Genomic DNA, 12,849 nt, shown 5'->3' with positions numbered 1-12,849 from the left:
AACGGGAGTCCTCCATGACCGCAACCATCGCCGCGGCCCAGACCGCCGGCCGCGTGATCTCCGACAAATACCGTCCGCAATACCCGGACGATCTCCCCGCGCTGGAGCGGGCGCTGCGCGGCGCGCTGTCCGGCACCAGCGACACCGTCGTCGCCTACGAGCAAGCGCTGGCCGCCTGGTTCGGCGCCGCCGAGGCCATCGCCGTGTCTTCCGGCGGCGCGGCCGTGAGCGTGGCGCTGTTCGCCGCCGGCGTGCAGCCCGGCGATGACGTGTTGCTGACGCCCAGCTGCCCGCTGTGCACGGTCTACCCCATCATCGCCGCCGGCGCCAATCCCGTGTTTGTGGACACCCGCGAACACGGTTTCGGCGCCGATCCGGACTCGGTGAGGGAACGCGTCACCCCCCGAGCCTCGGCGCTGATCGACATCCCGATGTGGGGCTACCCCACTGAAGTGGACGAATTGCGGGGACTGGCCGACTCGCTGGACTTGAAGCTGATTCTGGACCTGGCCCACTCGCACGGCAGCACGCTGCACGGCCGGCACCTGTCGTCCTACGGCCACCTGTCCTGCTTCAGCACCCACGAGCGCAAGCCGCTGGCCACCGGCGAGGGCGGCTTCCTGCTGACCGACGACGCCGAGCTCGCCGAGCGCTGCCGCTCCTACAGCCGCTTCGGCAACCTCAACGGCGCGGACTTCGGCCTCAACTACAAGCTGGCCGCGCTGCCGGCGGCGCTGGGCCACAGCCGGCTGGACAAGCTCGCCGGGCAGATAGACCGCCGGCGCACCCATGCCCGCCATCTGCTGCAACGGCTGCGCCACCCCCAGGTTCGGGAAAAGCGGATCATAGAAGGCGGCAACCCCAACTACTACTTTCTCAACCTGGAACTGGGGTTCGCCGACAACCGCGCCTTCATCGACTACCTGGACGCGCGCGGCATTCCATCCGACATCAAGCGCTACGGCTGCCAGGCGCTGTACCGCTTCCCGGCGCTGGAGCAGTACCGCCGCGACTGCCCGAATGCCGAAGCGCTGCTCTCCGGCATGACCACGCTGCCGGTACACCCGGCGCTGGGCGAGGAAGAGTTGGACTACATGGCGGACGTCATCAACGGGTACCAGGCGCCATGATCACCGACCGCGCGATGCAGCGCGCCGGGTTGGAACGGCACTTCACCGCTTCCGCCTTCGTGCTCAACCCCCACCATGAGGTGCTGCTGCTGCGGCACCGCAAGCTCGGCGTCTGGCTGTACCCCGGCGGCCACGTCGAACGGCACGAAACGCCGGATGAGGCGGCGCTGCGCGAAGTGCGCGAGGAAACCGGGATCCACGCTCGGCTGCTTGGCGAACGGGATCTCGCGCTGGAGGATGAAGAGGCCGATGTCTCCGCGCTGCACCGCCCGTACCGGGTGCTGTGCGAGTACATCGCCGATCCCAAGACCCCGCACTACCACCTGGACCTGATCTACCTGTGCGCGACGCCGGAACGGCGCTGTCCACCAGGCCGCGAAGCCGTGGAAGTCGGCTTCTTCCCGCGCGAACGGCTGGACGCGTTGCCGATGTTCGCCAATTTCCGCCGCATGCTGGAGGGCCTGTACGACGACCAGGCGGTATGGCAGGCGGTGCAGCAGGGAGTCCGATGATGAGCACGATCGCGCTTGAAACACGCCACATCGCCGAAACCTGCGCCCACGACACGCCGGACGATGCCGCCGAACTCGCCCGCGCGCTGCGCGGCGGCCTGTCCGGCACCGCCGACGTCGTCGCGGAATACGAAGCGGCGCTGGGAAGCCTGTACGGTTTCCCGCACGTGATCGCCGTTTCCTCCGGCGCCGCCTCGGTCCACGCCGCGCTGGCCGGCATCGACTTCTCCCCCGGCGACGAAGTGGTGCTCGCGCCCACCTGCCCGATCTGCACCGTGCTGCCCATTCTGGCGCAGGGCCTGGTGCCGGTGTTCTGCGACACGGCGCCCGACAGCTTCGGCCTGGACCCGGACGACCTGCAACGCTGCCTTGGACCGCGCACCCGCGCGGCGATCGAAGTGCCGATGTGGGGCTATCCCGTCCCCTCGGACCGGACCTGGGCCTTGCTGCGCGCGCGCGGCATTCCGCTGATCCAGGATCTGGCCCACTGCCACATGACCCGGCTGAACGGCGACTGGCTGGCGCGCATCGGCGAGATCTGCTGCTTCAGCACCCACGACTGCAAATTCATGTCCACCGGCGAGGGCGGCTTCGTCATGACCGCCGATCCGGAGCGAGCCGAGCGCATCCGCGCCTACACCCGCTTCGGCAACCTCACCGGCCGGAGCGTGGGCATCAACCTGAAGCTGGGCGGCCTGCAAGCGGCGCTGGGCCTGGCGCGCAGCCGGCAGTTGGCGCGGCACTTGGATATCCGTCTGAGCAACCGCGAGCGGCTGCTGGCCGCGCTGGGCAACCCGGCGCTGCGCGAATTGCCGCTGCCCGAGCATGGCCAAGCCAACGGCTATGCGCTGCTGCTGCAGGCGGTCGGCCATGACGGCCGGCAACTGGTGCGCTACCAGATGGCGCGCGGCATCCCGTCCGACATCGGCAAGTACGACAACCAGCCGCTGTACCAGCTGCCGCTGCTGGCGCGCTACCGCCGGGAGTGCCCCAACGCCGCCCGGCTGCTGCGCTCGCTGACCACGGTGCCGCTGCACCCGGACCTGGGCAACGCGGACCTCGACTACATCGCGAGGACATTGAATGACTACGTCCCCAACTGAAAACGCCCACGCGGTGGTGCTGGGCGGCAGCGTCGCCGGCTGCCTGGCGGCGGCCGTGCTGGCCCGCCGCTATCCGCGCGTGACCATCGTGGAAAAAAGCGACTTCCACAACGAAACCGGCGCGCGCCAGAGCGTGCCGCAGGAACACCACGTCCACCTGCTGCTGCAGCGCGGCAAGGACATCATGGAAGCCATCTTCCCTGGCTTCCTGTCCGAACTGGAGCAGGCCGGCGCGCTGGTGGCCGACCTGGGCCACGACGTCAAGTGGTACCAGGCCGGCCGCTGGAAAAACCGTTATCGCTGCGGCATCCACGCCCACTACTGCAGCCGCCGGCTGATCGACACCCATCTGCGCCGCCGCGTCGCGCGGCTGCCGCAGGTGACGGTGCTGTCGCGCACCCAGATGGAAGGCCTGGACTTCCGCCGAGACGGCGACAGGCTGGCGGTCGGCGGCGTCCGGCTGCGCAACGACGACCATGCCTGGACGCTGGACGCCGACGCGCTGGTGGACGCCAGCGGCCGCGGCACCCGCCTGCCCGGCTGGCTGGAAACCGCCGGCCTCGGCGCGGTGGACAAGAGCATGGTCAAGACCGACCTCGGCTACGCTTCGCGCATCTACCGGCGCCGGCCCGAGTTCGCCAACCAGTGGAAAGTGCTGCTGGTGCTGGCCACGCCTCCCCATCAACGGGCGATGGGCGTGATCAGTCCGATAGAGGGCGACCGCTGGATGGTGACCACCGGAGGCTGGTTCGGCCATTACCCTGACCGCGATCCGAACGCCTTCCTCAAAGCGCTAGCCGCGCTGCCGATGCCGGACATCCACCAAGTGATACGGGATGCCGAACCGCTGTCCGACGTGTCGGTGTTCCGCATGCCGGGCAGCCTGCGCCGCCATTACGACCGACTGCCGCGCTGGCCGGACGGCCTGCTGGTGGTCGGCGACGCCTTGGCCAGCATGAACCCGCTGTACAGCCAGGGCATGACGCTGTGCGCGCTGGAGGCCGAATGCCTGGACGAGAATCTGGACGCGCTGCTCGCCGGCGGATTGCGTTGCCAGGAACTGCAGGAAAAGCTGTGCCGCGCGCTGGATCCGGCCTGGCAGATGGCGGTCACCGAGGATCTGCGCTTCCCGGAAACCGAAGGCGAACGAGGCTGGCGCACCCGCTTCCTGCACTGGTACGGCGCCGGCCTGACCCGGCTGTCCGCCTATCACCGCGGCGCGCTGGAGGCGCAGATCGGCGTCAGCAACCTGATCGTCAATCCGTCCCGGCTGTACGCGCCGCCGATCGCCGCGCGCATCGTGCTCGGCTCGCTGCTGCCCGGAGAGGCGCGAACATGAGCGCGGCCTGGCTGGCAGGTGTCCGCCACCTGGTATTCGACTGGAACGGCACCCTGATAGACGACATCGATCTGGCGGTGGCCTCGGTAAACCGCTGCTGCGCGCGCTTCGACGCGGAACCGGTCACGCGCGAGCGCTACCGGCGCGAATTCGGCTTTCCGATCGCCGGCTTCTATTCCCGGCTGGGCTTCGACTTCAACCGCCACCCATTCGCCGACATCGTCGCCGTCTATCTGGAGCACTTCGACGCCCATGTCGCGCGCTGTCCGATTCACGACGGCGTGCACGAACTGCTGGAACTCGCCGCCGCGCGCGGCATCGCCGTCTCGGTGTTGTCGGCGTCCCAGCGCGACGTGCTGGTGCGCACGCTGGAAGCCAAGCGCCTGCTTGACCGCTTCCAGCACGTGGTCGGACTGGGCCACACCCACGCCTCGGGAAAGCTGGAGGAAGCGCGGGAACTGCAATGCCGGCTAAGCCTGCCGCCGGAAGACACGCTGTTCATCGGCGACACGCTGCACGACTGCGAAGTGGCGCGCCAGGTAGGCTGGCGCGCGCTGCTGGTGGAAACCGGCCACCAGGACCGGAAGCGGCTGGATGAAGGCGACGCGCCCGTCTGCGCCAGCCTGTCGCAATTGCTGCCGGCCCTGGCCGCCGCGGGAGAACCCTGATGCATACCCTCTATCCGCTGCTGGCGGTACTGGCCGCCTCGCTGACGATGCGCGGCGTCGTCTACTTCTATTACCGCGACAGCGGACCGGTGATGCGCAGGCTCAGGCTGCTGCCGCGCATCGACGACAATCCGGAAACCTATTACCGCCCGCTGGACGGCTGGCTGGCGCCGCTGCCCTTCGTCTGGACCTGGCTGGACATCGTCGCCGCGGTGATGGCGGCCGCGCTGGCCGACTCCGTGCTGGGCTGGATGCTAGTGGTGCTGTGGAGCGGCGGCCGCATGCGCGCGCTGCAGGAGTTCGGCCACAACGCCGTCCACTTCGCGCTGTGCCCGTCCCATGCCTGGCAATGGTGGCTGAGCGATATTTTCTACCAGTTCCCGGTGTTCAAGCGCGACATGCACAGCCGCCACAAGACCCACGGCGACCATCACCGCAAGCCCAACCACCCGGAGCTGGACCCCAACCGCGCCCGGGTGTTCGCCGGCGGCTACGCGGCCGGGCTGTCCGATCTCTCCTTCCTCTCCCGGCTGTTTTACCCGTTGAGCCCGGCAGGCTTCTGGAACAATCTCGCCACCATGGCCCGAAACAGCATGCTCAACCACTCGCGCGCGACGGCGTTCGCCCGCTGCGCGACGCTGCTGGCCACCGGCGCGCTGCTGTACTGGGTCGGCGGCTGGGCAGGCGTGGTTTTCGGCTGGCTGCTGCCGCTGCTCACTTCCTACCCGGTGTTCGCCTGGGTATCGCTGCTGGCCGAGCACCGCTGGTTCATGCCCGGCTTCCCGCTGGAGCGGCTGGAGCTGGAGTACCTGATGGGCCGTCCCACCGATTATTTCGGCGTCGCCGGCTGGCTGGTGCGGGTGTTCATCGCCCCCACCTCGGACGCCTACCACCTCGTCCACTCGCTGTACCCGGGCGTGCGCTGGAACTACCTGCCGGCGATAGATCGCCATCTGAAGATTCACGACCCGCGCTACACCGAGCATGCCAGCGAGGGCCTGCTGTTCCGCCGCGGCAACGCGCCGTCGGCGCTGTCCGAGCTGCGCGAGCGGCTGGTCGCACAGCCCTTGTCCGGCCGCCTCTCCACCCAAGGAAGCCACCATGACTGAATCCCATCCGGCCCGCATCGGCATCATAGGCGGCAGCGGTTTCCAGCGCCTGCTGGGCCTGACCGACTCCCGCGTCCACCATTGCGCCACCGCCTTCGGCGCGCCGTCGTCGCCGGTGACCACCGGCTATCTCGGCGGCGTGCCGGTCGCTTTCCTGCAGCGGCACGGCCCCGGCCATACCATCCCGCCCGCCTCCATCAACGCCAGGGCCAACATCGCCGCGCTGCGCCGCGTCGGCTGCACCCAGATCCTGTCGCTGAGCGCGGTGGGCAGCCTGCGCGAGGATGTGCCCCCCGGCCGCTTCGTGTTGGTCGACCAGTTCATCGACCGCACGCTGATGCGGGACAAGACCTTCTTCGGTCCCGGCCTGGTCGGCCACGTGCCTTTCGGCGACCCGGTCTGCGGACGGATGCGCGAAACGCTGGCCGACAGCGTCGGCGCAACGGGCGTGCCGGCCCGCGACGGCGGCACCTACGTGGTGATGGAAGGTCCGCAATTCTCCACCCGCGCCGAATCCCTGCTCTATCGCCAGTGGGGAGGCACCGTGATAGGCATGACCGCAATGCCGGAAGCCAAGCTCGCCCGCGAAGCCGAGCTGTGCTACGCGCTGGTGGCCATCCCCACCGATTACGACTGCTGGTTCGAATCGCAGGAACCGGTCAATGCCGCGCTGGTGGCGGAGCGGATGGCCGAAGTCGGCGACAGCGCGCGCCGCCTGGTGGAAGAAGCGGTGCAACGCCTGGGACGCCACGCCGGCGCCTGCCGCTGCGGCTGCGACCGCGCGCTGGACACCGCGATCATGACCGCGCCGGAACAACGCGATCCGGCCATGCTCGCGAAACTGTTGACCGTGGCGCCAAACGCCAACCGATTGATGAACAAGCAAAAGGAAAATTCATGAGCGATGTCGCCGCCACTCGGGAACGGGTGCGCATCCAGAAAGTGGAAGTGTTGTCCGATGACTGGTACGTGCTGCGCAAGACCACTTTCGACTACCGGCGCCGCGACGGCAGCTGGCAGACGCTGTCGCGCGAAACCTACGACCGCGGCAACGGCGCGGTGATCCTGCTGTACAACCGCGCGCGCCGCTCGGTGATCCTCACCCGCCAGTTCCGCTTTCCAGCCTTCGTCAACGGACACGACGGCATGTTGATCGAAGCTTGCGCCGGCCTGCTCGACCAGGACGACGCGGAAACCTGCATCCGCCGCGAAACCGAGGAGGAGACCGGCTACCGGATAGACAATGTGCGCAAGATATTCGAGGCCTTCATGAGCCCGGGATCGGTCACCGAAAAGCTGTTCTTCTTCGTCGGCGAATACCACGCCCGCGACAAGGTGGGCGACGGCGGCGGCGTAGCGGCGGACGGCGAGGAGCTGGAGGTGCTGGAGCTGCCGCTGCAGCAGGCGCTGGCGATGGTGGACTGCGGCGACATCGCCGACGGCAAGACCATCATGCTGCTGCAGTACGCGCAACTGCACCGGCTGCTGGACTAGCGCGTCCGGCTGCCAGGCTGCGCCGGCTTCAGCCGGCGCGGATGCCCCTCTCAAAACCTCCGGTCGCCCAGAGCCGCAGACCACAAAACACCCGGCAGCCGCCGGCAGCGGAATCGGCGCAGCCCCTCCACCTGACAAGGCGCGGCCCGACAAGCCGCCCCATTCGACACAGAAGGAACCGCGATGACAGACAGCATCCGCGCCCCCCGGCCCTTCCGCCGCGACGGCCCCACCTGGTTCCTGTACCTGGTGCTGGCGGTATTCGGTTTTCAGCAGTCGGTGCTGGGTTCCACCCTGCCCTTCCTGCGCGCCGAGTTCGGCTACGACCCCATCGAGGTCGGCTGGCACTTTACCAGCTATGCCGGCGGCCTGGTCGCGTCCGGCCTGCTGGGCGGCTGGCTGCTGCCCAGGCTGGGCCTGGGTCCGCTGGTGCGCGGCGCGGCCGTGGCCATGGTGCTGGCCGTGCTGTCCATCACGCAGGCGCGCGGTTTCGCCGGCACCCTGGCCGCGGCGATCGCCATGGGACTGACCGGCGGCGTGCTCCAGTCCGCGGTGCAGGCCGCCCTGGCCTGGCACCAGACCGAGCACCGCGACATGGCGATGGTGGAGGCCTTCATCTTCGCCGGCGCCGGCGTGTTCTCCGGCCCGCTGCTGGTCGGCCAGCTGGCCGCCTTGGGCCTGCCTTGGCGCTGGACGCTGCTGGCGGCGGCGCTGGCGTTGGCGTTGATCCTGCCGCTGCCGGCCCCTGCCGGCCGGCCGGAACAGGCGGATGAAACCCGAAGCGCCGCGCGCGGCGGCGTGCCGCTGGCGGTGGCGCTGTGCTGGATCTCGGTGCTGCTGGGCATAGGCGCGGAATGGGGCATAGGCTTCTGGGGCGCCCAGTTCCTGGAAAGCCGGCTGGGCCTGGGGCCCGCCCAGGCGGTCAGCCTGATGTCGGTCTTCTTCGGCGGCACCGTGTTCGGACGCCTCGTTTCCAGCCGGCTGCTGGCGCGCTTCGACGGCCGCAACATGCTGATGGCGGTCATTCTGCTGGGCGGCGTCGCCATCCTCGGCCTTTGGGCCAGCGCCCTGCCCGCCGTCACCATCGCCGCGCTGGCGCTGGCCGGCATGTGCCTGGGCAATTTCTTCCCGCTGTTGATCAGCAACGCGATCCGGCTCGAACCCGGCCATGTCGGCCTGATTTCCGTGGGCGCCACCCAGGCCGTCGGCATTTCCCTGTTGGTGGTCCCCATCGTATTGGGCTATATCGGCCAAATGGCGGGCCTCGTCAATGCGATCGGCATGCTTGTCGTCCTGCCGCTGCTGATGGCGGCGGCCTGCCTGGCCGCTGGGCAACGCCACGCGCTGCCGCACAAGGCCTGAGACTTGCGCAAACAAGGAGAACAACGATGAGCCAAGCCGATTTTTCCCTGCTGTTCGACCTGGACGGCACGCTGGTGGACACCGACATCCTGCATTTCGGCGCCTACCAGACCTTGCTGGCCGACCATAAACGCAGCATCACCATGCAGATCTACAAGGAACGCATCATGGGCGCGCCCAACGACGCGATCATGCGCGAACTGTTTCCCGACCTGTCCAAGGACTCGCACCGCCGCCTGGCCGAACGCAAGGAAGAACTGTTCCGCGCCGCCATCGGCAAGCTGGAGCCGACGCCCGGCGCGCTGGCGCTGTTCGAATGGGCGGAGGCGCGCCGGGTGCCGATCGCGGTGGTGACCAACGCGCCGCGCACCAACGCCGAGCGCATGCTGGCCGGACTGGATCTGCTGGGACGGATAGACGCGCTGGTGATAGGCGAGGAGCTGCCGCGCGGCAAGCCGGATCCGCTGCCCTACCTGACCGGCCTGCAGCGGCTGAACGGCCGCCCCGAGCGCGCGCTGGCCTTCGAGGACTCGCTGTCCGGCGTGCGAGCGGCCAGCGCCGCCGGCATCCACACCTTCGGCGTCGGCGCCGCGCTGCCTGCCGAATCGCTGCGCGGCGCCGGCGCCGACGAAGTGATCGCCGACTTCACCGCCGCCGAGCTGTGGCGGCGGCTGGATGCGCTGGAATTGAGCGCCGCGGCCGAGGAGTCCGGAGCATGAGCCCGTCCGCGCCTCCCCCCGGCCTGCCCGCCGACGCGGTCCGCATCGAGGCCGCCACCGGCAGCGGCGCAGGCGGCCATCTGATCGCCTACAGCGCCTTCGAACCCTACGAACTGGCCGACTATCTGGAAGCGCTGAGCCGGCTGATGCCCGATGTCGCCATCACCGTGTGGAGAATGCCCACCTCCAGCCTGACCGCCTTTCTGCTGTCCGGTCCGGAGGGCGACCTGGTGCTGGGCTGGGCCGACACCGCCGCGCAAAGCCCCGGCATCGCCACCCGGATCGCGCCGCCGGCCCCAGGCGGCGGCTGCGACGCCGACGGCTTCTGCCGGCCCACCGGCTTTTCCCTCGCCTTCGTCGCCGACCCCGCCCTGTTGCAGGCGCGCGGCGCGGTCCTTCCTGCACGCTGGTCCGATCTGGCCTCGCCGACGCTCCGCCAATCCCTGCTGTTCCCCGACCCGCGCCGCTCCGGCGCCGGCTACCTGGCGCTGACCACCATCCTCCAGTATTACGGGCCGGAAGACGGCTGGCGCCTGATGGTGGAGATAGACCGCAACGTGATCGACTACCCCGGCTCGGCCTGGGAACCGGCCGCGCGCGTCGGCGATGGCGGCGCGGCGCTGGGCGTCACCGTGCGCGTAGCGGCGCGGCGCCGGCTGAGCGACAACCCTGCGCTGGTCCAGGCGCTGCCGCAGGATGCGATAGGCGCGGAGGCCGAGGTCTACGGCATTTTGGCCGGCAGCCGCCAGCAGGCGCTGGCGCGCCGGGCGCTGGACTGGGTGATGTCCGAAGAGGCCGCCGACCTGTTCCGCCACCACGCCAAGCTCTTGCTGCGCGGCGAACGCGAGCCGGCCTTGTTCCCCATCAATCCGGAGCGGGCCAGCCGCGAGCGGCCCGCCGTCCTGCAACGCTTCGACGCGCTGATGCGGCTGCGCGCCGCGCGCGCGCCCAAACCGGAGAAAACCCCATGATCACCCGTTCCGCATTCGGCACCCTGCCAGGCGGCGAAACCGTCGAGAAAGTGGAGCTGACGCTGAGCAACGGCGTCAGCGCCGCCATCCTGGCCTGGGGTGCCACCTTGCAGTCGCTGCGCAGCCCCGACCGCCACGGCCACTTCGACTCGGTGGTGCTGGGCTACACCCGGCTGGACGACTACCGCCAGGCCGGCGGCCGCCTGGGCGCCACCATGGGCCGCTACGCCAACCGGATAGAAAACGGCCGCTTCCAGCTGGACGGCCGCTGGCACCAGGTGGACCTGAACGAGGGCAGCCACGCCATACACGGCGGGCCGGAAGGCTTCGACCGCCGGCTGTGGCAGGTGGCCGCCGTGGCCGATGCGCCCGACCATCCAGAAGTGCTGTTGCGGCTGGAAAGCCCGGATGGCGACCAGGGCTTCCCCGGGCGGCTGACCCTGACCGTCAGCTACGCGCTGAAGCCGCCCGGCGACCTGGTGATCAGCTGCGAGGCCAGCTGCGACCGCCCCACCGTGTTCAACACCACCAACCACGCCTATTTCAACCTGGCGGGAGAAGGCAGCGGCAGCGCGCTGGACCACAGGCTGGCCATTTTGGCCGACCACTTCCTGCCGGTGACGGAAGCGCTGATCCCCACCGGCGAAATCCGCAGCGTGCAGGGTACGGTATTCGATTTCCGCGAACCCAAGCCGCTGGGCCGGGACATACGGGCCGACGACCCGCAAATCCGGCTGGGACGCGGCTACGACCATTGCTACGCGTTATCGCGCGACGGCGCCGAGCCCTACCCGCGGCTGGCCGCGCGCGTGGTGGAAGATAGCCGCGGTCGCCTGCTGGACGTGCTCACCACCGAACCCGGCCTCCAGCTGCACAGCGGCAACGTGCTCACCGGTCGCTACAACGGCGCGTCCGGACGCGCCTACCGGCAATCCGATGGCTTCTGCCTGGAAGCCCAGCACTTTCCCAACGCGCCCAACGTCCCCCACTTCCCCAGCTCGGTATTGCGGCCAGAGCAGCCTTACCGCAGCACCACCATCTACCGCTTGGGCATCGCCCCGCCCCGCTGAGCGCAAACCGCCGGGCGGCTTGCCCGGCGGCGGCAAGCCGCCTACCATGGGCGCGAAACCCGAACACAACTCTCCGCCATGCCCCAAGCCGATTTCACCCTGCTGTTCGATCTGGACGGCACCCTGACCGATACCGACGAACTGCATTTCCGCGCCTTCCGCGCGTTGCTGGCCGAGCACGGCCGGGAACTGGACCATGACGGCTATCTGCGGCATGTCCACGGCTCCACCAACGAAGCCATCATGCGCGCGCTGCTGCCGGGCATTCCCGAGCGGCACCGGGAGCTGGCCGAGCGCAAGGAGCAACTGTTCCGCGCCTCGGTCGGCCAATTGCGCCCCACCCCGGGCGCGCTGCGGCTGTTCGATTGGGCCCAGGCCAAAGGCGCGGCCGTCGCCGTCGTCACCAACGCGCCGCGCGCCAACGCCGAGCTGATGCTGGACGGCCTGGGCCTGGCTTCCCGGGTGGACGCGCTGGTGATAGGCGACGAGCTGGCTTACGGCAAACCTCACCCGCTGCCCTATCTCGCCGGACTCGCCCGAGTGGGAGGGCGGGCCGAACGCGCGTGCGCGTTCGAAGACTCTCCATCCGGCATCCGCGCGGCCAAGCAGGCCGGCCTGCGCACCTTCGCCATCGCCGGCATGCTGCCCGAGGTCGCGCTGCGCGAAGCCGGCGCCGACTCGGTCATCGCCGATTTCAACTCCCCCGAACTATGGCAATGGCTGGAAAGGGCCTCCGCCACCGCATCCTTGAATGGAAGGCTTGGCCATGTCCTGAATGCGAATCGCCGCCTCTAGCCGACAGCGGAATACAGGCCGCAGGCGATCAAGCAGCAAGCGCTGCCCCGCTCCAGCCAAACGCCGCCCCTCCCCGACGCGATGCCGCGCAATCCTCGCGCGGCGGCCGCGCACAGCAGGAACACAGCCAGCACCGTCAGCAGGAACAGCGGTCCCAGCAGCAGCATCTGCCGCCCAGCATCCTCACCCGGCCGGATGAACTGCGGGAAATACAGCGCCAGGAAAACGATGATCTTGGGGTTGAGCAGCGTGGTGGCCAGTCCGCGGCGGAAACCGCCGGTCCCGTCGCTTGCCGGCGCCAGTCCCGCCGAGCGCCACTGCGCCGCTCCCAGATACAACAAGTAAGCCGCCCCCAGCCATTTCAAGCATGACAGCGCGACAGGAGCCGCTCTCGCCAACGTCCCCAACCCGCCCAGCACCGCCAATAACAGAACGGCGTCAGCCAGAACCACGCCCAGCGTGACAGCCGCGCCGGCGCGCCACCCTCTCCGCATCGAAGCCCCGACGATCAGCAGCAGCGACGGCCCTGGCATCAGGGTGACCAGCGCGGTGGCCGCGATGAAGTTCCAGATCATGC

At 69.2% G+C, this 12,849-nt stretch carries 14 protein-coding genes; 13 read left to right on the top strand and 1 reads right to left on the bottom strand.

Features of this window, described 5'->3' with window-relative positions; all coding sequences use genetic code 11:
* Window positions 1-14 precede the first annotated feature (14 nt).
* The 13 genes from CV_RS06870 to CV_RS06810 all read left to right on the top strand — a co-directional run bounded on the left by CV_RS06870 (window position 15) and on the right by CV_RS06810 (window position 12,272).
* On the top strand, window positions 15-1,130 hold the full coding sequence (locus CV_RS06870; protein ID WP_011134958.1) for a DegT/DnrJ/EryC1/StrS family aminotransferase: 1,116 nt from the start codon (window positions 15-17) through the stop codon (window positions 1,128-1,130).
* The gene (locus CV_RS06865; RefSeq protein ID WP_011134957.1) at window positions 1,127-1,642 is read left to right on the top strand and encodes an NUDIX hydrolase; all 516 of its coding nucleotides are present in this window, start codon (window positions 1,127-1,129) and stop codon (window positions 1,640-1,642) included. The genes CV_RS06870 and CV_RS06865 overlap by 4 nt, the downstream gene beginning before the upstream one ends.
* Complete coding sequence (locus CV_RS06860; protein WP_043595714.1) at window positions 1,639-2,745, top strand: DegT/DnrJ/EryC1/StrS family aminotransferase; 1,107 nt, start codon at window positions 1,639-1,641, stop codon at window positions 2,743-2,745. Before CV_RS06865 ends, CV_RS06860 begins: the two co-directional genes overlap by 4 nt.
* On the top strand, window positions 2,726-4,084 hold the full coding sequence (locus tag CV_RS06855; RefSeq protein ID WP_011134955.1) for an NAD(P)/FAD-dependent oxidoreductase: 1,359 nt from the start codon (window positions 2,726-2,728) through the stop codon (window positions 4,082-4,084). The genes CV_RS06860 and CV_RS06855 overlap by 20 nt, the downstream gene beginning before the upstream one ends.
* Window positions 4,081-4,752: an HAD family hydrolase gene (locus CV_RS06850; protein WP_011134954.1), complete on the top strand. Its 672-nt coding sequence runs from the start codon at window positions 4,081-4,083 to the stop codon at window positions 4,750-4,752. Before CV_RS06855 ends, CV_RS06850 begins: the two co-directional genes overlap by 4 nt.
* Entirely contained in the window at window positions 4,752-5,861 is a 1,110-nt protein-coding gene (locus tag CV_RS06845; RefSeq protein WP_011134953.1) for a fatty acid desaturase family protein, read from the top strand. Before CV_RS06850 ends, CV_RS06845 begins: the two co-directional genes overlap by 1 nt.
* Entirely contained in the window at window positions 5,854-6,762 is a 909-nt protein-coding gene (mtnP, locus tag CV_RS06840; RefSeq protein WP_011134952.1) for an S-methyl-5'-thioadenosine phosphorylase, read from the top strand. Before CV_RS06845 ends, mtnP begins: the two co-directional genes overlap by 8 nt.
* Window positions 6,759-7,355 (top strand): NUDIX domain-containing protein, encoded by a 597-nt coding sequence (locus CV_RS06835; protein WP_011134951.1) that lies wholly within the window; start codon window positions 6,759-6,761, stop codon window positions 7,353-7,355. Before mtnP ends, CV_RS06835 begins: the two co-directional genes overlap by 4 nt.
* Window positions 7,356-7,538: 183 nt before the next feature.
* Complete coding sequence (locus CV_RS06830) at window positions 7,539-8,717, top strand: MFS transporter (protein WP_011134950.1); 1,179 nt, start codon at window positions 7,539-7,541, stop codon at window positions 8,715-8,717.
* Window positions 8,718-8,743: 26 nt separating this feature from the next.
* Entirely contained in the window at window positions 8,744-9,436 is a 693-nt protein-coding gene (locus tag CV_RS06825; protein ID WP_011134949.1) for an HAD family hydrolase, read from the top strand.
* Window positions 9,433-10,407: an ABC transporter substrate-binding protein gene (locus CV_RS06820; protein ID WP_011134948.1), complete on the top strand. Its 975-nt coding sequence runs from the start codon at window positions 9,433-9,435 to the stop codon at window positions 10,405-10,407. Before CV_RS06825 ends, CV_RS06820 begins: the two co-directional genes overlap by 4 nt.
* A complete protein-coding gene (locus tag CV_RS06815) occupies window positions 10,404-11,477 on the top strand; it encodes an aldose epimerase family protein (protein ID WP_043595710.1) in 1,074 nt (357 codons plus the stop codon). The genes CV_RS06820 and CV_RS06815 overlap by 4 nt, the downstream gene beginning before the upstream one ends.
* A gap of 78 nt (window positions 11,478-11,555) precedes the next feature.
* Window positions 11,556-12,272, top strand: coding sequence for an HAD family hydrolase (locus tag CV_RS06810; protein ID WP_011134946.1), 717 nt, complete (start codon window positions 11,556-11,558; stop codon window positions 12,270-12,272).
* On the opposite strand, the gene CV_RS06805 is transcribed toward CV_RS06810, so the two are convergent.
* Window positions 12,269-12,847: a LysE family translocator gene (locus tag CV_RS06805; protein ID WP_011134945.1), complete on the bottom strand. Its 579-nt coding sequence runs from the start codon at window positions 12,845-12,847 to the stop codon at window positions 12,269-12,271. The two genes, CV_RS06810 and CV_RS06805, sit on opposite strands and share 4 nt — an antisense overlap.
* Window positions 12,848-12,849: the final 2 nt, after the last annotated feature.

Origin of the sequence: Chromobacterium violaceum ATCC 12472, assembly GCF_000007705.1 — a bacterium.
Taxonomy (GTDB): Bacteria; Pseudomonadota; Gammaproteobacteria; order Burkholderiales; family Chromobacteriaceae; genus Chromobacterium; species Chromobacterium violaceum.
Note: the sequence above shows the minus strand (reverse complement) of the source record. Positions and strands in the feature narration are given on the sequence as shown.